The organism is Kitasatospora sp. NPDC034035, assembly GCF_055575755.1.
In genome coordinates this window covers 127,269-152,868 of record NZ_JBVISA010000004.1, presented here as the reverse complement: position 1 = coordinate 152,868, position 25,600 = coordinate 127,269, and the positions used below count along the sequence as shown (strand labels likewise).

The 25,600-nt window shown below is 72.0% G+C and carries 24 protein-coding genes; 7 read left to right on the top strand and 17 right to left on the bottom strand.

What is annotated here, in order from left to right:
• Positions 1-3: 3 nt before the first annotated feature.
• Positions 4-1,428: an AfsR/SARP family transcriptional regulator gene (locus ACZ52J_RS07490; RefSeq protein ID WP_465616584.1), complete on the bottom strand. Its 1,425-nt coding sequence runs from the start codon at positions 1,426-1,428 to the stop codon at positions 4-6.
• A 128-nt stretch (positions 1,429-1,556) separates the two neighbouring features.
• Here ACZ52J_RS07490 and ACZ52J_RS07485 point away from each other — a divergent pair, with 128 nt between their 5' ends.
• Together ACZ52J_RS07485 and ACZ52J_RS07480 are read left to right on the top strand one after the other, a co-directional pair.
• Complete coding sequence (locus tag ACZ52J_RS07485) at positions 1,557-4,484, top strand: AfsR/SARP family transcriptional regulator (protein WP_465616582.1); 2,928 nt, start codon at positions 1,557-1,559, stop codon at positions 4,482-4,484.
• 140 nt (positions 4,485-4,624) lie between these two features.
• Entirely contained in the window at positions 4,625-5,509 is an 885-nt protein-coding gene (locus ACZ52J_RS07480) for a CAP domain-containing protein (RefSeq protein ID WP_465616580.1), read from the top strand.
• 74 nt (positions 5,510-5,583) lie between these two features.
• Here the strand turns inward: ACZ52J_RS07480 and ACZ52J_RS07475 are convergent, their stop codons facing one another.
• Positions 5,584-5,796: a nucleotidyltransferase domain-containing protein gene (locus ACZ52J_RS07475; RefSeq protein WP_465616578.1), complete on the bottom strand. Its 213-nt coding sequence runs from the start codon at positions 5,794-5,796 to the stop codon at positions 5,584-5,586.
• 91 nt (positions 5,797-5,887) lie between these two features.
• On the opposite strand from ACZ52J_RS07475, the gene ACZ52J_RS07470 reads away from it, so the two are divergent.
• Positions 5,888-6,418, top strand: a complete 531-nt coding sequence (locus tag ACZ52J_RS07470; protein WP_360494441.1) for a GNAT family N-acetyltransferase — start codon at positions 5,888-5,890, stop codon at positions 6,416-6,418.
• 240 nt (positions 6,419-6,658) lie between these two features.
• A complete protein-coding gene (locus ACZ52J_RS07465) occupies positions 6,659-7,381 on the top strand; it encodes a hypothetical protein (RefSeq protein WP_360494444.1) in 723 nt (240 codons plus the stop codon).
• A gap of 67 nt (positions 7,382-7,448) precedes the next feature.
• Here the strand turns inward: ACZ52J_RS07465 and ACZ52J_RS07460 are convergent, their stop codons facing one another.
• Positions 7,449-8,093, bottom strand: a complete 645-nt coding sequence (locus tag ACZ52J_RS07460; protein WP_465616575.1) for a TetR/AcrR family transcriptional regulator — start codon at positions 8,091-8,093, stop codon at positions 7,449-7,451.
• A 546-nt stretch (positions 8,094-8,639) separates the two neighbouring features.
• On the opposite strand from ACZ52J_RS07460, the gene ACZ52J_RS07455 reads away from it, so the two are divergent.
• Both ACZ52J_RS07455 and ACZ52J_RS07450 read left to right on the top strand, forming a co-directional pair.
• A complete protein-coding gene (locus ACZ52J_RS07455) occupies positions 8,640-8,990 on the top strand; it encodes a DUF6542 domain-containing protein (protein WP_360494450.1) in 351 nt (116 codons plus the stop codon).
• A complete protein-coding gene (locus ACZ52J_RS07450; RefSeq protein WP_465616573.1) occupies positions 8,983-10,632 on the top strand; it encodes an LCP family protein in 1,650 nt (549 codons plus the stop codon). The genes ACZ52J_RS07455 and ACZ52J_RS07450 overlap by 8 nt, the downstream gene beginning before the upstream one ends.
• 49 nt (positions 10,633-10,681) lie before the next feature.
• Here ACZ52J_RS07450 and ACZ52J_RS07445 read toward each other — a convergent pair whose 3' ends face one another.
• Genes ACZ52J_RS07445 through ACZ52J_RS07430 form a run of 4 tightly spaced genes read right to left on the bottom strand, consistent with a single transcriptional unit; the run spans position 10,682 to position 12,439 of the window.
• Positions 10,682-11,164 (bottom strand): hypothetical protein, encoded by a 483-nt coding sequence (locus ACZ52J_RS07445; protein WP_465616571.1) that lies wholly within the window; start codon positions 11,162-11,164, stop codon positions 10,682-10,684.
• Positions 11,165-11,177: 13 nt separating this feature from the next.
• On the bottom strand, positions 11,178-11,804 hold the full coding sequence (locus tag ACZ52J_RS07440; RefSeq protein ID WP_465616569.1) for a hypothetical protein: 627 nt from the start codon (positions 11,802-11,804) through the stop codon (positions 11,178-11,180).
• On the bottom strand, positions 11,801-12,118 hold the full coding sequence (locus ACZ52J_RS07435) for a hypothetical protein (RefSeq protein ID WP_465616567.1): 318 nt from the start codon (positions 12,116-12,118) through the stop codon (positions 11,801-11,803). The genes ACZ52J_RS07440 and ACZ52J_RS07435 overlap by 4 nt, the downstream gene beginning before the upstream one ends.
• A 24-nt stretch (positions 12,119-12,142) precedes the next feature.
• Positions 12,143-12,439 carry a type VII secretion target gene (locus tag ACZ52J_RS07430; RefSeq protein ID WP_360494465.1) on the bottom strand — a complete coding sequence of 99 codons (297 nt, stop codon included), beginning with the start codon at positions 12,437-12,439 and terminating at the stop codon, positions 12,143-12,145.
• Positions 12,440-12,629: 190 nt separating this feature from the next.
• On the opposite strand from ACZ52J_RS07430, the gene ACZ52J_RS07425 reads away from it, so the two are divergent.
• Positions 12,630-13,010: a VOC family protein gene (locus tag ACZ52J_RS07425; RefSeq protein WP_465616564.1), complete on the top strand. Its 381-nt coding sequence runs from the start codon at positions 12,630-12,632 to the stop codon at positions 13,008-13,010.
• Between the two features lie 83 nt (positions 13,011-13,093).
• On the opposite strand, the gene ACZ52J_RS07420 is transcribed toward ACZ52J_RS07425, so the two are convergent.
• The 10 genes from ACZ52J_RS07420 to nuoI form a co-directional block, all read right to left on the bottom strand.
• Positions 13,094-14,158 (bottom strand): thiamine pyrophosphate-dependent enzyme, encoded by a 1,065-nt coding sequence (locus ACZ52J_RS07420; protein ID WP_360494471.1) that lies wholly within the window; start codon positions 14,156-14,158, stop codon positions 13,094-13,096.
• Positions 14,155-16,152: a 2-oxoacid:acceptor oxidoreductase subunit alpha gene (locus tag ACZ52J_RS07415; RefSeq protein WP_465616562.1), complete on the bottom strand. Its 1,998-nt coding sequence runs from the start codon at positions 16,150-16,152 to the stop codon at positions 14,155-14,157. The genes ACZ52J_RS07420 and ACZ52J_RS07415 overlap by 4 nt, the downstream gene beginning before the upstream one ends.
• A gap of 233 nt (positions 16,153-16,385) precedes the next feature.
• The gene (locus ACZ52J_RS07410) at positions 16,386-17,048 is read right to left on the bottom strand and encodes a response regulator transcription factor (RefSeq protein ID WP_360494474.1); all 663 of its coding nucleotides are present in this window, start codon (positions 17,046-17,048) and stop codon (positions 16,386-16,388) included.
• Positions 17,049-17,206: 158 nt separating this feature from the next.
• Positions 17,207-18,217 (bottom strand): polyprenyl synthetase family protein, encoded by a 1,011-nt coding sequence (locus ACZ52J_RS07405; RefSeq protein ID WP_360494477.1) that lies wholly within the window; start codon positions 18,215-18,217, stop codon positions 17,207-17,209.
• Positions 18,218-18,528: 311 nt separating this feature from the next.
• Positions 18,529-20,166 carry an NADH-quinone oxidoreductase subunit NuoN gene (gene nuoN / locus ACZ52J_RS07400; protein WP_360494480.1) on the bottom strand — a complete coding sequence of 546 codons (1,638 nt, stop codon included), beginning with the start codon at positions 20,164-20,166 and terminating at the stop codon, positions 18,529-18,531.
• A complete protein-coding gene (locus tag ACZ52J_RS07395; protein ID WP_360494483.1) occupies positions 20,163-21,782 on the bottom strand; it encodes an NADH-quinone oxidoreductase subunit M in 1,620 nt (539 codons plus the stop codon). The genes nuoN and ACZ52J_RS07395 overlap by 4 nt, the downstream gene beginning before the upstream one ends.
• Positions 21,783-21,816: 34 nt before the next feature.
• Entirely contained in the window at positions 21,817-23,730 is a 1,914-nt protein-coding gene (nuoL, locus tag ACZ52J_RS07390) for an NADH-quinone oxidoreductase subunit L (RefSeq protein ID WP_465616558.1), read from the bottom strand.
• 14 nt (positions 23,731-23,744) lie between these two features.
• Positions 23,745-24,044, bottom strand: coding sequence for an NADH-quinone oxidoreductase subunit NuoK (nuoK, locus tag ACZ52J_RS07385; protein ID WP_030235394.1), 300 nt, complete (start codon positions 24,042-24,044; stop codon positions 23,745-23,747).
• A complete protein-coding gene (locus tag ACZ52J_RS07380; protein ID WP_465616556.1) occupies positions 24,041-24,973 on the bottom strand; it encodes an NADH-quinone oxidoreductase subunit J in 933 nt (310 codons plus the stop codon). The genes nuoK and ACZ52J_RS07380 overlap by 4 nt, the downstream gene beginning before the upstream one ends.
• On the bottom strand, positions 24,970-25,599 hold the full coding sequence (gene nuoI / locus ACZ52J_RS07375) for an NADH-quinone oxidoreductase subunit NuoI (RefSeq protein WP_360494492.1): 630 nt from the start codon (positions 25,597-25,599) through the stop codon (positions 24,970-24,972). The genes ACZ52J_RS07380 and nuoI overlap by 4 nt, the downstream gene beginning before the upstream one ends.
• Between the last annotated feature and the right edge of the window lies 1 nt (position 25,600).

Below are 25,600 nucleotides of genomic sequence, written 5' to 3'. Positions count from 1 at the left end.
CCCTCAGCCGCGCTCGGTGTACCACCTGACCAGGTCGGCGACCGACCACCGCGGTCGGGCCGCGAGCCGTTCCGCGGCCGCCCTCAGCAGGACCGGCAGGTTTCCGCAGAGGGCGGCCAGCTCGGCGACCGCGTCCGGCTCCTGCCGGATCCGCTCGGTGCCGGCGATCCGGGCCAGCAGCTCGTAGGCGTCGTGCGGCTCCAGCGGTCCCACCACCAGCCGTACGACGTCGTTCCCGGGCAGTGCGCCCGGTTCCGCGCCTGCCACGACCGCCGCGCAGCCCGGCACTTCGGGCAGCAGGGGCGCGGGGTCGGGCACCCCGTCGAGCAGCACCAGCACCCGGCGTCCGGCGAGCGCCCCGCGGTAGCGCGCGGTCAGTTCGTCGAGGCCGGACGAGGAGCCGGGCCGTTCGCCCAATGCGCGCAGGAACCCGGCGAGCACCACGTCCGCCTCGCCGCCGCTCGCGTACAGCTGCCCGTCCGGGAAGGCGTCCTGGACGACGTGCGCGATGTGCACCGCCAGGGCCGACGCCCCGCTGCCCGCGGGGCCCGCCAGCCCGAGCACCGGTGCCCCGCCTGCCCGCAGCGCCTGCTCTCCCGCCTGGACCAGCGCCGCCCGGCCGACCAGGTCCGGGATGTCCGAGGGCAGTTGGCACGGGCGTGGCAGCCGTCGCAGCAGCACGGGGGCCTCCCCGCGCCGGATCTTCTCGGCCAGTTCCACGACGGCCGGGGCCGGTTCGAGTCCCAGTTCCCGGTCCAGCCGTTCCCGCAGGGCCTCGTACCCGGCCAGTGCCTCGGCCGTCCGGCCGCAGCGGTGCAGCGCCAGCAGGTGCAGCCGGTGCACCTCCTCGTCCTGCGGGTGGGCGGCCGCGAGTTCGGCCAGCGACTCCACCGCGCCGGCGTGCCGCCCGAGTGCCAGGTCCAGGTCGAGCAGGGCCTTCACGGCCGCGAAGCGACCGGCCGCCAGCCGTTCCCGGGTCCGTTCGGCGAAGGCGCCCGGCGCGCCGTCCAGCGCGCGGTCGCCTTCCCACGACCCGAGGGCCGCCACCAGCAACTCCCTCGCCCGGACCGGGTCCTGGTGACGCAGCGCGACGGCTTCGGCCACCGCACCCTCGTAGCGGAAGAGGTCCACGGCCTCGCGGGGCACCGCCAGCCGGTAGCCGCCGGCCGCCGCGACGAGCAGCCCGGACTCGCCGAGGGCACGGCGCAGCCGGTGCACATGGGTGCCGATCTGCCCGGCCGGATCCTTCGGCCAGCGGGTGTCGTCCTCCCCCCACAGGCCTTCGACCAGCCGCTCCGTCGGAACCAGCTGCCCCGGGGCGAGCAGCAGCGCGGCGAGCACGGCCCGCTGCTGCGGTCGGCCGAGGTCGATCTCACGGCCGTCGCACCGGGCGCGCAGCGGCCCCAGCACGTGGAATTCGAGCCGCACAGCCCACCTCTCGAATCCCAGAATCCGGTGCACAATCTGTGACAGAGCATAGGCCGCCAGGGATGGGGGCGCCGCTGTCCGGACGGAAGTGGCGAAATCCCGGCGCGGAACGACATTCGGGACGGGACATGGATGACACACGGGGATCCGGGCTTCGGTTCGGAATGCTGGGGCCGCTGCGGGCCTGGTACGGGGAGCAGGAGCTGGAGTTGGGCCGGCCGCAGCAGCGGGCGGTGCTCGCCGTGCTGCTGGCCGCCGCCGGGCGGACGGTGGCCGTTCCGGTCCTGGTCGAGGGGGTGTGGGGCGGGGCCGAGCCCGCCGAACCGCGCAAGGCCGTCCAGCTCGCCGTCTCCCGGCTGCGCAGCGCGTTCCGGCCGTACACCGGGGACGATCCGGAGCGGCTGCCGCTGGTGCGGGTCGGCGACGGCTACGCGCTCAGGGTGCCCGGGGCCGAGGTGGACGCGGCCGCCTGGGAGGCGCTGCTGGCCGAGGCCGAACGGCTGCGCGACCGGCAGGCCCCGCCCCGGGAGGTCCGGGAGGTGGTGCGGAGCGCCCAGCGGCTGTGGGTCGGCGAGCCGCTCGCCGGGCTGCCCGGGCCGCACGCCGAAGCCGTCCGGGCCCGCCTCACCGAGCAGCGGATCTCGGCCAAGGAGACCCAGCTGGAGCTGGACGCCGAACTCGGCGACCGCACCGACCTGACGGCGGAGGCCGAGGCGCTCGCCCTGGAGCACACCGGGCGGCCCCGGCTCACCGCCGTCCTGATGCGCGCCCTCTACCAGTCGGGCCGCAAGGCCGAAGCGCTCGCCGTGTTCGAGGACTCCCGTCCGTCGCTGCCGCCGGACGAACGGGGCCCGGCCGAGATCCAGCTGCGCATCCTGCGCGAGGACGCCACCCTGCTGCCGGCCGGAGCCGTCCCCGAGCCCGCCGCCGGCGCCGGCCCCGACGCCTGGCAGGCGCCCGACCAACTCCCCTCCGGCCTGCCCGACTTCACCGGACGCGTCGAAGAGGTGGAAACCCTCGCGGACCGCCTCTCCGGCGCCGGCGGGCGCGCCGTCGCGGTCTCAGCCCTGGACGGCATGGGCGGCGTCGGCAAGACCACCCTCGCCGTGCACGTCGCCCGGCAGATGCGCGAGCACTTCCCCGACGGGCAGCTCTTCGCCGACCTGCGCGGCGCCGACCGCACCCCGCCCGACCCGGGCACCGTGCTCGCCGGATTCCTGCGCGCCCTCGGCGTCGACCCCGCCGACATCCCGCCGGACAGCGGCGAACGCAGCGCCCTCTACCGTTCGGCGCTGGCCGGGCGGCGCGTCCTGGTCGTCCTCGACAACGCCGCCGAGTCAGGCCACGTCGAACCGCTGCTGCCCGGCTCGGCCGGCTGCGCCGTCCTCATCACCAGCCGCCACCGGCTGGCCGGTCTCGCCGGGGCCCACCAGATGCGCCTGGACACCCTGTCGCCCGAACAGGCGCTGGAACTGCTCGTCCGCATCGTCGGCGCCGAACGCGTCGCCGCCGAACCCGAAGCCGCCGAGGACGTCGTCCAGGCCTGCGGGCTGCTGCCGCTCGCCGTCCGCATCGTCGCCTCCCGGCTCGCCGCCGACCCCTCGCTCACCCTCGCGGCACTCGCCGACGGGCTGCGCCACGAGCACCGGCTGGCCGAACTCAGCGACGGTGAACGGACGGTGGAAGCCACCTTCGCGCTCTCCTACCACCGCCTGGACCCGGAACTCGCGCGCGCCTTCCGCCTGCTGTCCCTGCCCGACGCCCCCGACCTGCCGCTGCCCTGCGCCGCCGCCCTGCTCGGCCGCACCGAGGACGAGGCCGACCGGCTCCTCGAAGAACTCGTCGACCTCAACCTGCTGCACTCCCCCCGGTTCGGCCGCTACGGCTACCACGACCTCGTCCGCGCCTACGCCCGCGACCGCCTCGCCGACGAGGACACCCCCGCCGACCGCACCGCCGCCACCGACCGGCTGCTCGACTTCTGCCTCGCCACCGCCCGCAACGCCGACCTCGCCGCCCGCAAGGCCGAACCGGCCGAACTCAGCCTGCTCGGCGCGGCCGTGGCCTCCCCCGGCCGCGCCATCGCCGACGGCGCGGAAGCCGTGCGCTGGATGCGCGACCAGGCCGAGGTGCACGCCGCCGCCATCGCGCTCGGCTGCGACGACCCGGCCCTGCCGCTCGACCGCGCCGCCGAACTCGCCGACCGGATGGGCGCCGTGCTCCCCGAACGCACCCAGACCGGCGTCATCGTCGACCTCGCCGAACGCATCGCCCGACAGGCCGCCGACCGAGGCGAGCACGGACCGCTCGCCCTCGCCCGCTACCTGCGCGGCAGCATGCTCTGGCACATCAACCGCTACGCCGAATCCCAGGAGGAGATCCGCCGGGCCGTCGCCCTGTCCGGACGGGAGGAGAGAACCGAACGCGTCCTCGCCAAGGCCCTGATCACCCTCGGCAGCAACGCCCGCATGCACGGCCGCTACGCCGAGGCCGCCGAGCACGCCGGACGCGCCGCCGACCTGTTCCACCGCCTCGGCGCCCAGCGCGCCGAGGGCAGCGCGCTCGGCGAGTTCGCGTTCAGCGCCGCCCAGACCGGGCGCCTCGACGAGGCCCGGGACGCCGCCGAACGCAGCGCCAGCCTGATGAGCGCCTCCGGCCCGGTCTCCGCCGCGATCGGCCGCTACTACCTCGCCCGGGTGCTGCGCCTGTGCGGCGACCCGGAGGCGGCCCTCGACCACGCCGTCGGCGCCCGCGAGGAGTTCACCGCCCTCCAGGTCACCGTCTTCGCCGCCGCGGCCGGCGACCTCGCCGCCCGCATCCACGCCGAGGCCGGCCGCTGGCTGCTCGCCGTCGACGCCGCCGAAGCCGTCCTCCCCCTCGCCCGCCGCACCAGCGCCGCCCTGGAAGCCGCCCTGCTGCGCACCCTCGGCACCGCGCTCACCGGCCTCGGCCGCCCGCGCCAGGCCCGGGCCTGCCTGACGGACTCCCTGGAGGTGTACGAGCGGCTGGGGCTGGAGGAGGAGGCAGCGCAGGTCAGGGGGCTACTGACGGAGTAGGTACGGCATCGGCACGACCACCGGCTACGCGCGTTGACCGGCCGTCTACCGCGTTCCCGGAACATCTCTCCCGTCAGGCCCCGGGCCGCCGCCGCAACGGTCGCGGCCCGGGGCGACACCACCGACGAGAGGCACGACACATGCCCACGCTCGTACGGAACGGCCAGGTGTGGACGCTCCGGTCGGCGAACGGAACGGTCGCCGACCTGCACTCCGGCCGCACCGACCCGGGCGCTCCGATCCAGTCCCGGGAGCGCAACGGCACCACCGCCCAGGGCTGGGTCTTCTGGTCCATGGACGGCAACTGGGTGGTGGAGACCCAGCTGACCCGGGGACGGTACGCCCCCGGCCAGGCCATGGTCATGCACTACGACCACACCACCCGCCGGACCTCACTGGCCGACCTGGACGGTCAGCCCGACCAGCGCTGGTGCCTGGAAGTCGTCGGCGACGACTGGCTCCGCATCCGCACGCTGAACTCCGACGAGGGCGACCTCTTCCTCACCGCGTCCACCCCCGGCTCCCCGCTCACCCTGGCCCGGCAGAACCACACCGACCCGGCCCAGCGCTGGCAGCTCATCCCCGCCGGCCGGACCGCCGGCGGCCGGTGGCGGACGGCGCGGCGTCCGCAGCCCGCCGACGGTGACGTCCACACCGAGATGCTGACCGCCGTCAACACCGAACGCGCCCGCGCCGGCGCCCAACCGCTCTGCCTGGACGAGCGGTTGAACGCCGCCGCCCAACGCCACGCCGACGACATGACGGCACACGACCTCACCCAGGACCACGGCACCGACGGCAGCACACCGTGGCGCCGGGTGCGCGCCGCCGGCTTCGCCTTCCGCTTCTCCGCGGAGAACGTCGCCGCGGCCGACAACGTCCCGGAGGCGATGCGGATGTGGATGAACAGCCCCCACCACCGCGACACCATCCTCGACCCGCGCTTCAACCACATCGGTGTCGGCTCCGCGGTTCGCCAGCACGGCACCCGAGGGCGCTACGTCCAGACCTTCGGCCAGGTCTGACCGGCCCACCCGGCCCGGTCCCCGTCGGGAGGGCCGGGCCCGGAACCCCTGGGGAGGCACCGGCCACCTGGGCCTCAACGTCCGCACCGACAACGCCCCGGCGATCCGGCACTACGAGCGGCTCGGCTTCGCCACCGTCGCCCGTCCGCGACCAGGACCGCGAGGTCGAGGTCGCTGGTGGCGGTGGCGGTCCCGGCCGCCGCGGACCCGGCCAGCAGCGCGGCGAGCGCGTCCGGGAATCGGTCGGCCACCAGCCGACGGGCCTGATCGATCATCCGTTCACTCATGCGGGCAAGAATCGCGGGTCACCGGCCCCGGCTCCGGATCCGAACGGAAAACCGAAGGCGCCCACCGCCCGCCCCTGGTAGACAATGTGACATGCTACAAGGCTCCCGTGTCACCCTCCGCGCCCGGCTGCAGAGCGACATACCCGTTCTCCAGGCCGAGTTGTACGACGACGTCGCCACCCGCACCCGAGCCGACAACCGCCCCTGGCGGCCTCTCCCGCCCGACTCCCCACACTCCCCCTACCTCGTCGGCGCGCCCGCCGACGACGCCGCCTGCTTCTCCGTCGTCGAGCGGGACACCGGCGAACTCGCGGGCGAGGCCCTGGTCTGGGGCATCGACTCCCACAACCGCAGCGGCCACCTCGGCATCGCCCTGCGCCCCGGACACCGCGGCCGGGGGCTCGCCACCGACACCCTGCGCACGCTCTGCCGCTACGGCTTCCGCACGCTCGGCCTCCAGCGGCTGCAGATGGAGACGCTCGCCGACAACGAGCCGATGCTGGGCGCCGCCCGACGCGCCGGATTCACCGTCGAGGGCACCCTGCGCGCCGGCCACTGGGCCGACGGGGCGTTCGTCGACCAGACCGTCCTCGGCCTGCTCGCCGGCGAATGGACACCGTGATCCGACGGCCCACTGCGGCTCCCCGCCCGCCGCTCCCCGACGGCCTGCCCTGCCCCGCCCGACCCCGCCCGACCCCACCCGGCCGATCACGACTCGATATCCCTTGTCACGGACCCGCGAGAGACTCGTCACAGACCGGTCAAAGGGAGGCCGAAGTCATGGCACCCGACCTCCGGACTGCGCTATGAACATCCCTCAGGAGGACCGCCGACGGCGGTCCGCAATGACGGGGGACGTCACATGAAGCCCATCCGCAGCAGTCGCCGCGCCCTCGCCCTGGCCGCGCTGACCGCGGTCGGCGCGCTGACCATGACCGCCTGCAACGACGACGCGTCGTCGTCCGACACCGCGACGACCCCGCCGGCCGCGCCGTCCGCACCGGCCGCGTCGTCCGCGCCGGGCACCGTCGCCCCGTCGCCGGGTGGCGGCGCCATCACCCCGGCCGCCCCGACCTCCGCCCCGGCGGGCGGCGCGGCCTCCGCTTCGGCTGCCGCGCCCGCACCGGCGGGCGGCACCCCGGCCGGCGGCACCACGGTCAAGGTCGGCAACGCCGTCACGATCCCGTTCAGCTCGGGCAGCACCAAGGGCACCATCGCGCTCGCGGTCACCTCGATCGAGAAGGGCGATCCGGCCGACCTCACCTCGCTCAACCTGGGCGACAAGGCCAAGGGCCTGGTGCCGTACTACATCCACTACAGCGTCACCAACGCCGGCAGCACCGACCTGTCCTTCACCAGCGTCGACCACATGAAGGGCCTGCTGGCGGACGGCACCGAGGCGCAGGACCTGATGATCATCGGGGCCTTCGCCAAGTGCAAGAGCGAGTCGCTGCCCAAGGGCTTCACCAACGGCCAGTCGGCCACCTCCTGCGCGGTGGCGTTGTCCCCGGAGGCCTCCAAGGTCGCGGGCGCCGAGTACTGGGGCGACCCGTACACCCTCGGCAAGGGCGTCAACTGGAAGTGATCCGTACGGACTCCGGGCGGGGGCGGCACTGTGCCGCCCCCGCCCGGGGTTCGGCCCCGCCCGGGATTCAGCCCCGGGCCGCCGGGCCGCCGTGGATCCGTAGGAAGGCGTCGACGCCGACCGCCGCGATCCGCTCGACCTCTTCGTCCGCCACCGGGACGGCGCCCCAGAAGGAGCGCTCGGCGATGCCGTGGAAGGTCAGCAGCGTGTACTGCTCGGCGGCCAGCGCGGCGTCCTCGACGGCCAGCAGTCCGCGTTCCGAGAGCGCCTCGAAGTGCGTCGCGAGGTCGCGCAGCGAGGCGATCGGGCCGGCCTCCAGCCAGGCCTCCAGAACGTCCGCCGGGATGTTGGCCACCTCGGCGCGGATCGCCCGGCCGAGCGCCCCGTGCTCCCCGGCGGACAGCACCGCGCGTGCCCGCTCGACCGCGAAGTCGACCAGGTCCTGGCGCAGGTCCACCACCCGGTCGAGGTACTTCGCCATCAAGTCCCGGATCTTCTCGGTCAGTTCCGCGGAGTTCTGCAGCGCCACCGACAGGAAGAGGGTCTCCTTGTCGGCGAAGTGGTTGTAGACCGTGCGCTTGGACACCCCGGCCTCGGCCGCGATCGCGTCCATGCTGGCCCGCACGTAGCCCTCGCGCCCGAACACCACCGTCGCGGCCTGCGTGATCGCCCTGCGCTTCTCCGGTCGTCCCGCTCCACCCGTCGTCGCCACGGTCCGCTCCTCCACTGCTCCGCCCGCGTTAATAAACTACTCGGTGCAGTGTATTCGCCTCGCACCGAGCCGGGCTCGCCATCGAACACGCGCGCGCCACGCCGAGTAAGATCTACACCCGTGTAGACGCATTGCGTAAGTACCCGGCCCCGATCACGGGCTCCGCGGCCACGCACGGGAACCGGCCGACCGGCTCCAGCGTCCAGAAATGGCAGCGCCACGAACGAACGTACGGACAGGCAACCGGCGCGGGCGCCGACGTGGCGCACGGAACACGGAAACACCGGGGGTGGGTGCGTGGCGGGGCAGCGAGGACGGTCGCCGGACCGGGGGCGGGCAGCCGACCGGGGGCGGGCAGCCGACCAGGGGCGGGCAGCCGACCGGGGACGGTCGCCCGACGGGGGACGGACAGCCGATCAGGGTGCACGGCGACGGGCGGCGGACAGGCCGGCGGACGGGTCGACCGTCAGACCGACTGACCGACAGACCGACAGGCCCGCGGCCCGCCCGAAGCGCCCCTTCTCCGGCGGGCCCGCCCTGCCGGCGGTGGCCGCGGTCGGGCTGCCGGTGGTGGGCGCGGCGATCAGCGAACTCTCCGGCCCGGGCATGGGACTGGCGTTCTCGCTGACCGCGGTGCTGGGCACCGGCCTGGCCGCCGCACTGAGCACCCGCAACGGCTGGTGGTGGGTGCTCGCGGCCTCCCCGCCGGTCATCCTGGGCGTGACGGCCGCCGCCGAGCTGGCCGCCAACCGCGAGCTCTACCAGGGCAGGGGGCTGGCCACCGGCGCCGCGAAATGGGTGGTGCACGGCTTTCCCGTGATGGCTGAGGCCGCGGCAGCGGCTCTCCTGGTGATCGTGGTCCGGGTGGTCCGGGACCGGAGGAGGCACCGTGGCTGAGAACAGCGAGCAGCAGGAGGGCGGCCGCGCCGCCGCCCGCCGGGCCGCCGGAGCCCCGGCCCGCACCCGGTCCCCGCTGCTGATCGCGGGCCGGGTGGTGGCCTGCACCGTCGGACTGGCGGTGTTCGCCGCCAGCGGGGTGGTCTGGTACGAGTACAAGCAGCTCACCGACGGGATGACCACCTCCAACGTCATCGCCGAGACGAAGAAGGACGCCCCCAAGCACCTCGACAACTCGGTCAACCTGCTGCTGATCGGCCTGGACAGCCGCAAGAACATGGACGGCTCGGACCTGCCCCCGCAGTTCGTCCAGGACGAGCTGCACGCCGGCCACAGCTCCGACATCGGCGGCTACAACACCAACTCGCTGATCCTGCTGCACATCCCCGCGAACGGCGGCAAGGTGCAGGCCGTCTCCATACCGCGCGACGACTACGTCATGACCTACAACGCCGACGGCTCCCAGCTGGGCATGGCCAAGATCAAGGAGGCCTACGGCGCGGCCAAGGACAAGGCCGATCCGGGCCTGCGGGCCAAGGGCCTCAAGGGCGCCGACCTGGAGAAGGCGGGCCGCGACATCGGCCGCGCGGCCACCATCCGCACCGTGCAGAAGTTCCTCGACCAGCCCATCGACCACATCGCCGAGGTCAACCTGATGGGCTTCTACGACATCGCCAAGGCGGTCGAGCCGATCCAGGTCTGTCTCACCCACGACACCAAGGACCCGGCCATGGAGGGCCAGGGCTCCGGCGCCGACTTCAAGAAGGGCATCAACACCCTCAACGCCTCCCAGGCGCTCTCCTTCGTCCGCCAGCGCCACAACCTCGACGGCCCCGACGGCAACTCCGGCGACTTCGCCCGAACCCACCGCCAGCAGGCCTTCATCTCCGCCGTCGTGCACAACCTGAAGCAGAAGGGCATCGTCGGCGACCTCGGCAAGATGCAGGAGCTGATGGGCGTCATACAGAAGGACCTCGTCATCGACAACCAGTGGAACATCCTCGACTTCGCCCAGCAGGCCCCGGCCCTGACCGGCGGCAACGTCGAGTTCAACACCCTGACCTTCGACGGCTTCGGCACCCGGAACGGCCAGGACGTCAACCTGGTGACCCCGGCGAAGGTCCAGAAGGTGGTCAAGCAGCTGTTCGGCTACGCCGACGCCGCTGCCGCCCCCGTCGCCCCGGCCGACCCGACCGGCGCCACCCCCGCGCCCACGGCCACCCAGCCGAGCGCGAGCCCGACGTCGACCGCCGCCAAGGCCGTCACCGTGGACGTCTTCAACGCCTCCTCGGCCACCGGAGTCTCCTCCACCGCCGAATCCAAGGCCCTGGTCGCGATGGGCTTCAAGGAGGGCCGGACCGGCCCGGCGGGCACCAAGCCGAAGACCACCACCGTCACCTACGGCAAGGGCGCCAAGGACGCCGCCGACCAGATCGCCGCCCGCTACGGCGTGACCGCCACCGAGTCCGCCTCCGCCGGCGCGGACCACGTCGTGGTCACCCTCGGCACCGGCTTCACCGGCGTCGACGCCGACAAGCCCGCCGCCCCGACCGGCTCCGCGTCCGACCCGGCCGCCAACCTGCCGATGCAGGGCCCCGGCGTCGACGCCCAGTCCGACGGCGGCATCCCCTGCGTCTACTGACCCGCCCCGCCAATCGTCCGGTGCCCCGCCGACCCCGGCGGGGCACCGCTCAGGACCACTCGAAGTACAGCGCGGGCCGCACCGGCCGCGGGCCGCGGGGTGCGAAGACGAACACCAGGTTCACCGTCGGCCCGGACGGCTCCTCCAGCCGCGGACCGCGGATGCTCAACCCGAACTCGTTGATCGGCCGCCCGGCCGCCAGCCCCGCCCGCACCTCGCGGTACCAGCCCTCCAGCGGCGCGACCGGCAGCTCCCAGTACAGTGCCAGCTCGCCCGACAGCCGGTAGGCGTCATCCACCGTGGCGGCCGGAAAGGTCACGCTGACCAGGTCGAGCACCTCGCTCTCCGCGGTGGCCAACAGCTCGACCCTGCCGGTGAACCAGCGCCCGCCCGGCAGCGCGATGGTCGCGGCCACGGTGGGGATGCGCCAGCGGCGCCGCACGTTCTCGGGCCAGCCGACATCGCTGCGGCCATGGCTGCTGCGGAGGTTCCAGGTGACGGCCGTCGGCTGAACGGGCTGCTCGTACGACAACAGGGCCTCCGGGTCAGGGCGCGGTCGGGGTGGCGGACTGGGTGGCCTGGTCCTGGAGCGTGAGTCTCAGGTTCTCACCCCAGGCGATGTTGACCTCCAGGGTCACGGGCTGTCCGTTGTTGACGGTCTCGTACTTGAGGCCGACCCCGAAGAGCGGTCCGGCCGGAGTCAGCAACGGGAAGTCGGAGTCTCCGTGTTGCCCGTCGAGACCTACCCGGTCGCCCCTTGCCAGGCCGTCGAGGACCTTCTGACGGAACTCGGTGATCCCGTCGGACTTCAAGCCGAACTGCCGGGCGATGTCCATGGCCCTCTTGTACGCCTCGTCCAGCGAGAGGTCGGAGTCCCAACAGACGAGCTCGTCGATGTTCTCCGCGTCATCGTGGGTAGCTGCCACGATGAGGCTCATCGTGGCAGCGTGGAAGCGCTGACCGCCAGGCAGGTCGATGTCCACCGGGCCCAGGTTCTCGAAGTCGTGGCCGCTGTGCGGATTGAGTTTGACCCCGAGATCGGCACCCCGGTGCGAGTTCCGGAGGTCCCAGTGGACGGCACGCGTCCTCCCGCCCACCAAGTAGCACCCGGCCGCCAGCAGAACCAGGCAGAGCAGCACCGCAAGGATCCGGATCCGCCACGCCCCCGTCACGGCACGATCTCGTACTCGTCGGCCCGGTCGAGCAACGGAGTGTCGATGAGCGTCTTCGCCTGCACCGGATTCGCCAGCAGCTGCTGGCACTTGGGCAGCATGTCCTTGCGGATCCAGTCCATTCGGTCGTTCGTGTCGGTCACGTACCGGGCGCCGGTCGCGGCGGGGCCGGTCCAGGTCCCGAGCGGCTTGAGCACCGACTCCTCGATGTGCTGCCACGCTTGGTCGAACGCCTTGGCGACAGCCTGCCAGTCCTTGCCGGTCTCCGTCACCGACTCCAGTTTCACGTCGCGCAGGCGCGTGAAATCCACCACGGGAGCCCCCCTCCCCCTGTTGTGCTACTGGAGCGCCCCGGCGTTCCCGTTGTCGGTCTTGCCGTAGTTGTCGGCCGCTTGGCGGAGCGACTCCTCGTCCGTGCCGAGCGCGCTGCGGATCTTCTCCACGCCCTGGGTCCACGCGGTCACCACGGCGGCCAGCTGCCCTGCCACCTGCCAGCCGCCCAAGGCTGTCTCGGCAGCCCCCGAGGCGGTTCCGGCGGTCTGGACCGGTGTGGCCAGACCGGCGGCGATGGACGAAGCGTTGGCCGCCGAGGACCTCAACTGCTCCGGCGAGACCTCGAATCCGGCTCCCGACATCGGATCGACCCCCCAATGCTCGATGCGATGTCCCGACCCTAACGGGACCGGGCGGTTCGCCGCCGGACTTTCTCGAACATGGACGCGATCAGTCGGCACGCCCCTGGCGCGATTCTCCGTACTATGTATAGTGTACTGCGTACGGGGTAATCGTACGGATGCCTCAGAAGTCGACGAGAGGGTTCCCGCCTTGCAGATCACCGCCACCACCGTCGCCCTGACCGTCGAGGACGTCACCGCCTCCGCCGCGTTCCTCCGGGAGCACTTCGGCTACGGCGAGGAGATGTCGGCCGACGGCTTCGTCTCGCTCAATCACCCGGGCGGCGGGGTCAACGTCGTCTACCTGCGGCGCGGCCTGGAGGTCCTGCCGGAGGACCAGCGCCACCGGGTCGCGGACGGCGTGATCCTGGCGTTCGTCGTCGAGGACATCGCCGCCGAGGAGCGGCGGCTGCGCGAGGAGGGGGTCGCGATCACCCTGCCGCTGCGTGAGGAGCCGTGGGGCGAGAAGCTGTTCCAGGTCGCCGACCCGAACGGGGTCGTGATCGAACTGGTCGAGTGGGCCAAGCAGTAACCGCGAAACCAAGCAGTAACCGGGAACAACGGGCGCCCCTCGTCCCGGCCGGGACGAGGGGCGCCGACGCGTACCGGGGACGGTCAGTCCACCGTCCAGGTGTCGTTGCCCGCCAGCAGCGTGGCCAGGTCGCCCGGGCCGCGGTGGGCGGCGGCGGTGGCCAGCTGGCTCGCCATCAACTCGTCGTAGACGGGCCGCTCGACGCTGCGCAGCACACCGATCGGCGTGTGGTGCAGGGTGTCCGCGTCGGCGATCCGGGAGAGCGCGAAGGCGGTGGCCGGGCCGGCCGCGTGCGCGTCGTGGACCAGCACGTCCGTCTCGTTCGCCGCCGTGACCGGCGCGGTGAACAGTTCGCCGTCCGGGCCCCGGAACACGCCGTTGGCGCCCTCCGCGCCGAAGCGGATCGGCTGCCCGTGCTCCAGCCGGATCAGCGCCTCGTCCCGGGTGCCGGGCTCCTTCAGCACCTCGAAGGCGCCGTCGTTGAAGATGTTGCAGTTCTGGTAGATCTCGACCAGCGCCGTGCCCTCGTGCTCGGCCGCCGCCCGCAGCACCGACTGCAGGTGCCGGCGGTCGGAGTCGATGGTGCGCGCGACGAAGGTGGCCTCGGCGCCGAGCGCCAGCGACAGCGGGTTGAACGGTGCGTCCAGCGAGCCCATCGGCGTGGACTTGGTGATCTTGCCGAGTTCGCTGGTCGGCGAGTACTGGCCCTTGGTGAGGCCGTAGATCCGGTTGTTGAACAGCAGGATCTTCAGATTGACGTTCCGCCGCAGGGCGTGGATCAGGTGGTTGCCGCCGATCGACAGCGCGTCGCCGTCACCCGTCACCACCCACACGCTGAGGTCCTGGCGCGCGGTGGCCAGCCCGGTCGCGATGGCCGGCGCCCGCCCGTGGATCGAGTGCACCCCATAGGTGTTCATGTAGTACGGGAAACGCGAGGAGCAGCCGATGCCCGAGACGAAGACCGTGTTCTCCCGTCTGATGCCGAGCTCCGGCATGAAGGCCTGCACCGCCGCCAGGATCGCGTAGTCCCCGCAGCCGGGGCACCAGCGCACCTCCTGGTCGGTCTTGAAGTCCCGTGCGCTCTGCGGCGCTTCGTCCTTGGGCACCAGCCGCAGGGACGGGAAGCCTCGCTCGCTCCGCTCGCTCATCGGTGGTCCTCCTCGTCCAGGGTGCCGATCGCGGCCCACAGCACGTCCGCCAACTGGGCCGCCTTGAAGGGCAGTCCGCGCACCTGGTTGTAGGACTCGGCGTCCACCAGGTACTTTGCCCGCAGCAGCAGGGCGAGCTGCCCGAGGTTCATCTCGGGCACGATGACCTTCTCGTAACTCCTCAGCACCGCGCCCAGGTTGGCCGGGAAGGGGTTGAGGTTGCGCAGGTGCGCCTGGGCGACCTCGCCGCCGTCCGCTCGCACCCGGCGCACCGCCGCGGTGATCGGCCCGTACGTCGAGCCCCAGCCGAGGACCAGCACCCGGGCGTCGCCGGTCGGGTCGTCCACCTCGACCGGCTTGACGGTGATGCCGTCGACCTTGGCCTGCCGGGTGCGGACCATGAAGTCGTGGTTGGCCGGGTCGTAGGAGATGTTCCCGGTGCCGTCCTGCTTCTCGATGCCGCCGATCCGGTGCTCCAGGCCGGGCGTGCCGGGCAGGGCCCAGGGCCGGGCCAGCGTCCGCGGGTCCCGCAGGTACGGCCAGAAGGCGCCGTCCTCGCGGTTCGGGCCGGTCGCGAACTGCGGGTCGATCTCGGGCAGTTCGTCGACGTCGGGGATCCGCCAGGGCTCCGAGCCGTTGGCCAGGTAGCCGTCGGACAGCAGGAAGACCGGGGTGCGGTAGGTGACCGCGATCCGGGCCGCCTCCAGCGCCGCGTCGAAGCACTCCGCGGGCGTGGCCGGGGCCACGATCGGCACCGGCGCCTCGCCGTTGCGGCCGAACATGGCCTGCAGCAGGTCCGCCTGCTCGGTCTTGGTCGGCAGACCGGTGGACGGGCCGCCGCGCTGGATGTCCACGACCAGCAGCGGCAGTTCGAGCGAGACCGCCAGGCCGATCGTCTCGCTCTTGAGCGCCACGCCGGGCCCGGAGGTGGTGGTCACGCCGAGCGCCCCGCCGAAGGCGGCGCCGAGCGCGGCACCGATCCCGGCGATCTCGTCCTCCGCCTGGAAGGTGCGCACCCCGAAGTTCTTGTGCTTGCTCAGCTCGTGCAGGATGTCCGAGGCCGGGGTGATCGGGTACGAGCCCAGGTACAGCGGCAGGCCCGAGCGCTGTCCGGCGGCGATCAGCCCGTAGGACAGGGCGAGGTTGCCGGAGATGTTGCGGTAGCGCCCGGCCGGGAGCTTGGCCGGCGACACCTCGTAGGAGACCGCGAAGGTCTCGGTGGTCTCGCCGAAGTTCCAGCCGGCCCGGAAGGCGTGGATGTTCGCCTCGGCGATCTGCGGCTTCTTCGCGAACTTGCTGCGCAGGAACGACTCGGTGCCGTGCGTGGGCCGGTGGTACATCCAGGACAGCAGGCCCAGGGCGAACATGTTCTTCGCCCGCTCCGCGTCCTTGCGCGCCAGACCGCTGTCCTTGAGCGCCTCCACGGTCAGCGTGGTCAGCGGCACCTTGTGCAGGTGGAAGCCGTCCAGCGACCCGTCGGTGAGCGGGTCGGCCGGGTAACCGACCTTCGCCAGCGCGCGCTTGGTGAACTCGTCGGTGTTGACGATGATCTCCGCGCCGCGCGGCAGGTCCGGCAGGTTCGCCTTCAGCGCGGCCGGGTTCATCGCGACCAGCACGTTCGGGGCGTCGCCCGGGGTCAGGATGTCGTGGTCGGCGAAGTGCAGCTGGAAGGACGACACGCCCGGGAGGGTGCCGGCGGGGGCACGGATCTCGGCGGGGAAGTTCGGCAGCGTGGACAGGTCGTTGCCGAAGGACGCCGTCTCCGAGGTGAACCGGTCACCGGTGAGCTGCATGCCGTCCCCGGAGTCGCCGGCGAAACGGATGATCACCCGGTCGAGTCTGCGGATCGGCTTGGCTCGGCCGGGTGCCGGGCCGCCCGAGGCGGGTGGGCCGGCGGGCACGCTCGGGCCGGGGCGCGCCTTGCCGCTCCCGGCACGGGCCTCGTCGCCGTCCGAGCCGTCCACTGCCTCTGACTGATCGACCTGACTGGTCACTGCCGCGGACCTCCTAGGGCACACCACCCGCGGGCGCGGCCCCGTGCCCCGTCCGCCTGGTGCACCTCCCGCATCCTATGCGGGTGGAGTCGGCCAAGGACGGAACTCCCGCGTGCGGCGGGAAATCACCGACCCGCGTCCGTACCGCACACGAGCAAGAACGTCCGACCGCCGGAGATCATTCCGAATCCGGCGGCCGTACCCGGCGCTCCGGCGGCAGTCGGGGCTCCCGGCTAGGAGTTGAGGTACGTCAGTACGGCCAGTACCCGGCGGTGGTCCTCCGGGCTCTGGGCCAGGCCCAACTTGAGGAAGATGTTGCTGACGTGCTTCTCCACGGCTCCGTCGGAGACCACCAGCTGCTTGGCCACCGCGGCGTTGGTGCGGCCCTCGGCCATCAGTCCGAGCACCTCGCGCTCGCGCGGCGTGAGGTTGGCCAGCACATCGCCCTTGCGGCTGCGGCTGAGCAGTTGCTGCACCACCTCGGGGTCCAGCGCGGTGCCGCCCTCGGCGACCCGGACCACGGCGTCCGCGAACTCGCGCACCTCGGCGACCCGGTCCTTCAGCAGGTAGCCGACACCCCGGGTGGATCCGGCCAGCAGCTCCGAGGCGTAACGTTCCTCCACGAACTGCGACAGCACGAGCACGTTCAGCTGCGGGTAGCGGCCGCGCAGCTCGACACAGGCGCGCAGGCCCTCGTCGGTGTGGCTCGGAGGCATCCGCACGTCGGAGACCACGACGTCGGGCAGCGCGTCGGCAGCGGCCAGGTCGTGGATGGTCTTCACCAGGGCCTCGCCGTCCCCGACACCCGCGACCACCTCCAGACCGCGATCGGTGAGCAGCCGGGTCAGTCCCTCCCGCAGCAGTACGGAGTCCTCGGCGATGACGACGCGACGCATGGCGACCTTCCGGCTGGGTGAGCTGACACAGGCCAGTCTCCCCCATCCCGGGGGCCGGTCGTGCCCGGCCCGGAAAGCCGGTCGCGCGGCCCGGAAACCCGATCGGCCCGGCCCGCGGCTTCCGCCGAGGACCGGGCCGATGATGCCGGGAAGCCGCGTCACATGGTGCGGATGGCCACCGCGTCGCAGAGCCCTTCCAGGGCCGCCTTCGCCGGGCAGTCCGGCAGCGGGGCGAGCAGCGCCCGGGCCTCCTCGGCCCGGCGCAGCGTCTCGGCGCGGGCGCGCTCCAGCGCGGGGTGGGCCCGCATCAGGCGCAGCGCCTCGGCGTGCGGCTCGTCGTCCGAGAGGTCCTGGGTGAGCAGTTCGCGCAGCCGGGTGTCGTCCGGGTCCGCCGGGTCGGCCGGCATCTGCTGCAGCAGCAGGGTCGGCAGGGTCGGCACGCCCTCGCGCAGGTCGATGCCGGGGGTCTTGCCGGACTCGTGGCCGTCGCTGGAGATGTCGAGCACGTCGTCGGCCAGCTGGAAGGCGATGCCGATCCGCTCGCCGAACTCGCCGAGGGTGTCCACCAGCGCGGGCTCGGCGCCGGCCATCAGCGCTCCTATCCGGCAGGAGACGGCGATCAGTGAGCCGGTCTTGCCCTCCAGCACGTCCAGGTAGTGCAGCAGGGGGTCCATCTCCGGGCCGGGGCCGCGGGTCTCCAGGATCTGGCCGGTGACCAGCCGCTCGAAGGCCTCGGCCTGCATCCGCACGGCCTCCGGGCCGAGGTCGGCCAGCACCTGGGAGGCGCGGGAGAACAGGAAGTCTCCGGTGAGGATGGCGACCGAGTTGTCCCAGCGGGAGTTGGCGCTGGGGGCGCCGCGGCGCACCGGGGCCTCGTCCATGACGTCGTCGTGGTACAGCGTGGCCAGGTGGGTCAGCTCGACGACGACGGCGGCCGGCACCACGCCGGGTGCGCCCGGGTCGCCGAACTGGGCGGCCAGCAGGAGGAGCAGCGGACGGAAGCGCTTGCCGCCGGCCTCGAGGAGGTGACTGGCGGTGACGGTGATGAAGGGGACGTCGCTCTTGACGGCCTCGCCGAGCGCCGCCTCCACCGCGTCCAGGCCGACCTGGATGTCCCGGGTCAGGTCGCGGTCCTGCACGCTGAGCCCGAAGGGTTCCACGACGGTCACGAAGACCACTCCTCTGTCCCTGGTCGATCTAGCGGCCTGGTCCCTGAGTGCCGCCGCTGGCCATACAGGCAGGGTATCCGGTCGCGAGTGGATCACTGCACGGGCGTGCGGATCCTGTCAGGATCGGGCCGGATGCCCTGGTCAGGGCGGCTGTGCGGGCCGTGCGGCGGTGGGGGTGAATTCGGGTGGAAATAAAGGCGGGAGAGTCGCCGGGGCCGCTCCGGCGCCGGCGGGCGACAAAGACCCGTCCGAGCCGCGCGGACGGGGCGCGGCCCGGACGGGCCCTGGTCGGGAGCGGCGGGCTCGGAGGGTCAGCGCACGAACAGTGAGGCCTTCGACGCGAGGTCGAGGAAGTACTGCGGCAGCAGACCGAGGCCCAGCGTGACCACGACCCCCATCCCGATCGCGGTCGCCGTGAAGGCGCTCGGGATCGCCACCGTGGGCCCGCCGGGCTGCGGGTCCGAGAAGAACATCAGCACGATGACCCGGATGTAGAAGAACGCGGCCACCGCCGAGCTCAGCACACCGACGATCACCAGCGGTGTCGCCCCGCCGCTCGCCGCGGCCTGGAAGACCGCGAACTTCCCGGTGAAGCCGGAGGTCAGCGGGATCCCGGCGAAGGCCAGCAGGAACAGCGCGAACACCGCGGCCACCAGCGGCGAGCGCCGCCCCAGCCCGGCCCAGCTGGACAGGTGGGTCGCCTCGCCCTTGGAGTCGCGCACCAGGGTGACCACCGCGAACGCGCCGAGCGTCACGAAGGAGTACGCCAGCAGGTAGAACAACACCGAGGAGATGCCCTGCTTGTTGACGGCGATCACACCGGTCAGGATGAAGCCGGCGTGCGCGATCGAGGAGTACGCCAGCAGCCGCTTCACGTCCTGCTGGGTCACCGCCAGCACCGCGCCCACCACCATGGTGAGGATGGCCACGCCCCACATCACCGGCCGCCAGTCCAGCCGCAGGCCCGGGAAGGCCACGTAGAACAGCCGCAGGAAGGCCCCGAAGGCCGCGACCTTGGTGGCCGCCGCCATGAAGCCGGTCACCGGGGTCGGCGCGCCCTGGTAGACGTCCGGGGTCCAGGAGTGGAAGGGCACCGCGGCGACCTTGAACAGCAGGCCGACCGCCAGCATCGCCAGGCCGGTCAGTACCAGCACGTCGCTCTGGGTGCTGCTCAGCTGCGCGGGGGTGGTCATCGCCTTGCCGGAGATGACGTCCCCGATGTCGCCGAGCTTCACGCTGCCGGCGTAGCCGTACAGCAGCGCGGTGCCGAACAGGAAGAACGCCGAGGCGAAGGAGCCGAGCAGGAAGTACTTGACCGCCGCCTCCTGGGAGAGCAGCCGACGGCGCCGGGCCAGGGCGCACAGCAGGTACAGCGGCAGGGAGAAGACCTCCAGCGCCACGAACATGGTCAGCAGGTCGTTCGCGGCGGGGAACAGCAGCATGCCGCCGACCGCGAACATGGTGAGCGGGAAGACCTCACTGGTGGCGAAGCCGGCCCGGACCGCCGCCCGCTCCTGCTCGCCGCCGGGGGTGGCGGCGGCCTGGGCGGCGAAGGCGTCGGCGGGCAGGCCGCCGGCCTTGGGCTCCAGCTTCCGCTCGGCGTAGGTGAGCACCGCGACCACCGAGGCCAGCAGGATCACGCCCTGGAGGAACAGTGCCGGGCCGTCCAGCGCGACCGACTCCATGGCCAGCAGGTCGATCCGGGTGAAGCCGTGGCTCTGCACGGCCAGCACCACCACGGCGACGAAGGCGCCGACCAGCCCGGCCAGGGCGAGCGTCACCTGCGTCCAGTGCCGGTACCGGCGGGGCACGAAGGCCTCCACCAGGATGCCGGCCACGGCGGCGCCGAACACCACGAGCATCGGGGAGAGTTGACCGTACTCGATGTGCGGCGCCGGGATGCTGGGGGTGTTGCCGCCGGCGGCGGCGAGCACTGCGGTGGCGTTCACTTCTGCTCACCTCCTGGGGTGGCGGCGACCGGGTGGGCCGGTGCCGGGTCGGTCTCGTGGACCTGCGAGAGCGTCGCGTTCACCGAGGGGTTGACCAGGTCGGTGAGCGGCTTGGGGTAGACGCCGAACAGGACGGTCAGCGCCACCAGCGGGGCGACCACGGCGAGTTCGCGGGCCTTGAGGTCGGGGATCGCCCGCACGCCCTCCTTCACCGGGCCGGTCATGGTGCGCTGGTACAGCAGCAGGGCGTACAGCGCGGCCAGCACGATGCCGAAGGTCGCGATGATCCCGATCACCGGGTAGCGGGTGAAGGTGCCCACCAGCACCAGGAACTCGCTGACGAACGGGGCCAGGCCGGGCAGCGACAGGGTGGCCAGGCTGCCGATCAGGAAGGTCCCGGCGAGCACCGGGGCGACCTTCTGCACACCGCCGTAGTCGGCGATCAGCCGCGAGCCGCGGCGGGAGATCAGGAAACCGGCCACCAGCATCCACGCCGCCGTGGAGAGGCCGTGGTTGACCATGTAGAGGGTCGCGCCGCTCTGACCCTGGCTGGTCAGGGCGAAGATGCCCATGATGATGAAGCCGAAGTGCGAGATCGAGGCGTAGGCGACCAGCCGCTTGATGTCCTTCTGGCCGACCGCCAGCAGCGCGCCGTAGACGATCCCGATCAGCGCGAGGACCAGGATCGCCGGAGCGAAGGTCTTCGAGGCGTGCGGGAACAGCCCGAGGCAGAAGCGCAGCATCGCGAAGGTGCCGACCTTGTCCACCACCGCGGTGATCAGCACCGCGGTGCCGGCGGTGCTCTCGCCCATCGCGTTCGGCAGCCAGGTGTGCAGCGGCCACAGCGGGGCCTTCACCGCGAAGGCGAAGAAGAAGCCCAGGAACAGCCCCTTCTCGGCGGTGCCGGACAGCTGCAGCCTCCCGTCGGCGATCGCCGAGGTGAGGGTCTGCAGGTCGAAGGTGCCGAAGCCCTGGTCCTGCGCGATCACGTACAGGCCGATCACGGCGGCCAGCATCACCAGGCCGCCGAGCAGGTTGTAGAGCAGGAACTTCACGGCCGCGTACGAGCGCTGACGCGACGAATCGGGGCCGCCGGCCCGGTCGCCGAAGCCGCCGATCAGGAAGTACATCGGGATCAGCATGGCTTCGAAGAACACGTAGAACACGAAGACGTCGGTGGCGTAGAAGGAGACGATCACCATCGCCTCCACCGCCAGGATCAGGGCGAAGAAGGCCTGGGTGCGGCGCCTGTTCTCGAAGGTGCCGTCGGGCTTGGCCGGTCCCGGGTCGGCGTCGTGCCAGGAGGCGAGCATCACCATCGGCACCAGGACCGCGGTGAGCAGGGCGAGGACGGCGCCGATGCCGTCCACGCCGAGCGAGAAGGTGATGCCGAAGGAACGGATCCAGCTGTACGACTCGGTCAGCTGGTAGCGGTCGCCGTGCGGGTCGAACCGGGTCGCCGCCACGGCGGCCAGCACCAGGGTGACGGCCGAGACGCCCAGGGCGACGGCCTTGGTGGTCTTGCGCCGGGCCTCGGTCGACCCGGCGGGCAGGGCCGCGGTCAGCACCGCCCCGGCTGCCGGGACGGCACAGGTGGCACTCAACAACACGCTCATGACGGGACCCCCCAACGAGTATCAGGACGAGTCATTACACGGACCTCATCAGGAGAGTCATGGCGACCAGCACCAGCGTGCCGCCGAACATGGAGAGCGCGTACGAGCGGACGTAGCCGTTCTGGACCCGCCGCAGCCGGCCGGACAGGCCGCCGATCGTGGCGGCCAGGCCGTTGACGAGGCCGTCCAGGCCGCGGCTGTCGAAGAAGACCAGGGTCGCGGCGAGGGCCGAGCCCGGCCGTACCAGCACGGCGTGGTTGAAGTCGTCCTGCAGCAGGTCGCGGCGGGCGGCCCGGGTGAGCGGGGAGCCGACCGGCGGCACCACCGGGACCGGCGCGCGCCCGTACATCAGGTACGCGAGGGCGACGCCGGCCAGCATGCAGGCCGTGGTCAGCAGGGTGACGGTCAGCGGGGTGAGCGGCGAGTTGCCCTCCGCGTACCCGGTGACCGGCTCCAGCCACTTCAGGAACGAGTCGTTGTAGGCGAACAGCCCGCCCGCGAAGACCGAGCCGAAGGCCAGCAGGATCATCGGGATCGTCATGGTCTTCGGCGACTCGTGCGGGTGCGGGGCGTTGCCGTCCTCGTCCGGCTGCCAGCGCTTCTCGCCGAAGAAGGTCAGCACCATCACCCGGGTCATGTAGAACGCGGTGACGGCGGCGCCGACCAGGGTGCACAGGCCGAGGATCCAGCCCTCGGTGCCGCCCTTGGCGAAGGCCGCCTCGATGATCTTGTCCTTGGAGAAGAACCCGGACAGGCCCGGGAAGCCGATGATCGCCAGGTAGCCGAGGCCGAAGGTGACGAAGGTGACCGGCATGTACTTGCGCAGGCCACCGTAGTGACGCATGTTCACCTCGTCGTTCATGCCGTGCATGACCGACCCGGCGCCGAGGAACAGCCCGGCCTTGAAGAAGCCGTGGGTCACCAGGTGCATGATCGCGAAGGCGTAGCCGATCGGGCCGAGCCCGGCCGCCAGCACCATGTAGCCGATCTGCGACATGGTCGAGCCGGCCAGCGCCTTCTTGATGTCGTCCTTGGCGCAACCGACGATCGCACCGAACAGCAGCGTGACCGCACCGACCACCACCACGGCGGTCTGGGCGTCCGGCGCCAGGTCGAAGATCGCCGAGGAGCGGGTGATCAGGTAGACGCCGGCGGTCACCATGGTGGCCGCGTGGATCAGCGCCGACACCGGGGTCGGGCCCTCCATGGCGTCGCCGAGCCAGGACTGCAGCGGCACCTGGGCCGACTTGCCGCAGGCTGCCAGCAGCAGCATCAGGCCGATCGCCGTCAGCTTGCCCTCGCTCGCCTGGTGCGCGCCGCCGACTGCGCCTTCCGAACCGAGGATCGGGCCGAAGGCGAAGGAGCCGAACTCGGCGAACATCAGCATGATCGCGATGGACAGGCCCATGTCGCCGACCCGGTTGACGATGAACGCCTTCTTGGCCGCCGTCGCCGCGCTCGGCTTGTGCTGCCAGAAGCCGATCAGCAGGTACGAGGCCAGGCCCACGCCCTCCCAACCGAAGTACAGCAGCAGGTAGTTGTCGGCGACCACCAGCAGCAGCATGGCGGCCAGGAACAGGTTCAGGTACGCGAAGAAGCGGCGCCGGCGCTCGTCGTGCGCCATGTAGCCGACCGAGTAGAGGTGGATCAGCGTGCCGACGCCGGTGATCAGCAGGACGAAGGTCATCGACAACTGGTCGAGCTGGAAGGTCATGTCGGCCTGGAAGCCGTTCACCGAGATCCAGCTGAACAGGTGCTTGGTGACCGCCCGGTGCTCGGCGTCACGGCCGAGCATGTCGGAGAAGAGCGCCAGGCCGAAGCCGAACGAGAGCGCCGCGAGCGCGGTGGCCAGCCAGTGGCCGAACCGGTCCAGCGCCCGGCCGCCGAGCAGCAGCAGGGCGGCGCCGGCCAGCGGAGCCGCCACCAGCAGCGGAATGAGAGAGTTCACCGAGGGCCCTCCGCCTACAGCTTCATCAGGTTGCTGTCGTCGACCGAAGCGGAGTGCCTGGTCCGGAAGATGGAGACGATGATGGCGAGGCCGACCACGACCTCGGCCGCCGCGACCACCATCGTGAAGAACGCGATGATCTGACCGTCCAGGGTCCCGTGCATCCGGGAGAAGGTCACCAGCGCCAGGTTCGAGGCGTTCAGCATCAGCTCCACGCACATGAACAGCACGATCGCATTGCGCCGGATCAGCACCCCGGACGCGCCGATGGTGAACAACAGGGCCGACAGGTACAGATAGTTGACCGGGTTCACTCCGCGCCCTCCTGGTCCGTCCGGCCGTTCTCGCCGTTCGCCGCCTCGTGGTTGGGCACCGGCTCCAGCGACTTGCGCGGACCGGTCACCACCGGCCGCTCTGAGGACGGACGGCCCAGCCAGTCCGCCGTGCTGTTCTCCAGCTCCGCCATCCGCTGCACCATCGCCTGGCTGACGTCCCGGATCTGGCCGCGCTCGCGCAGCGTCGCCATCACCGAGTCCTCCGCGATCGTGCCGTCCGGCAGCAGACCCGGCACGTCCACCGCGTTGTGCCGCGCGTACACGCCCGGCGCCGGCAGCGGCGGCAGCTGGATGTTGTCCATGACCCGCTGCGCCGCCAACTCGCGCTGCGTCTTCGGCGCCTTCACGTGCTCGCGGTGGGTCAGCACCATCGCGCCGATCGCCGCGGTGATCAGCAGCGCGCCGGTGACCTCGAAGGCCCACACGTAGCGGGTGAAGAGCAGCCGGGCCAGGCCCGGCACGTTGCCCTCGGCGTTCGCCTCGGCCAGCCCGGTGAAGTGGTCCAGCTTGGCGTTGGCGATCCCGGCGATCAGCAGCACGCCGAAGCCCAGCCCGCACAGCACCGCGGCGAACCGCTGGCCCTTCAGCTGCTCCTTGAGGGAGTCCTCGCTGGTGACGCCGACCAGCATCACCACGAACAGGAACAGCATCATGATCGCGCCGGTGTAGACCACGATCTGCACCACGCCCAGGAACACCGCGCCCTGGGCCATGTAACAGACCGCCAGCGCCATCATGGTGGCCGCCAGGCACAGCGCGCTGTGCACGGCCTTCCTCATCAGCAGCATGCCGAGCGCGCCGCCGACCGCGATCACCGCGAGCACCCAGAACTGGACGGCCTCGCCGGTGGAGGTCGTCCCCGTCGCCGCCAGGGTCCTACCGGTTTCGAGGATCAGGGACCCGTTCACTGCTGCGCCTCCTTCTCCCGGTCGGTGCGCTCCTGCTGCACCGTCCCCGGCGCGGCCGCGGTGATCTCGCCCCGGTAGTACGCGCCCTCGTCGGTGCCCGGGAAGATCGCGTGCGGGGTGTCGACCATGCCCTCGGACAGGCCCACCAGCAGCTGCTCCTTGGTGAAGATCAGGTCCCGCCGGGAGGAGTCGGCCAGCTCGTACTCGTTGGTCATGGTGAGCGCGCGGGTCGGGCAGGCCTCGATGCACAGCCCGCACAGGATGCAGCGGGCGTAGTTGATCTGGTAGACCGCGCCGTAGCGCTCGCCCGGCGAGTAGCGCTCCTCGTCCCGGTTGTCCGCGCCCTCCACGTAGATCGCGTCGGCCGGGCACGCCCACGCGCACAGCTCGCAGCCGACGCACTTCTCCAGGCCGTCCGGGTGCCGGTTCAGCTGGTGGCGGCCGTGGAAGCGCGGAGCGGTGGGCTTCTTCTGCTCCGGGTACTGCTCGGTGAGCCGCTTCTTGAACATGGCCTTGAAGGTCACGCCGAAGCCGGCGGCCGGACCGAGGATCGACGGCCGGTCGGCCCGCTCGGGCCGGTCCGTACGGTCGGACTGGTCAGACTGGTCGGACTTGTCGGACGACATC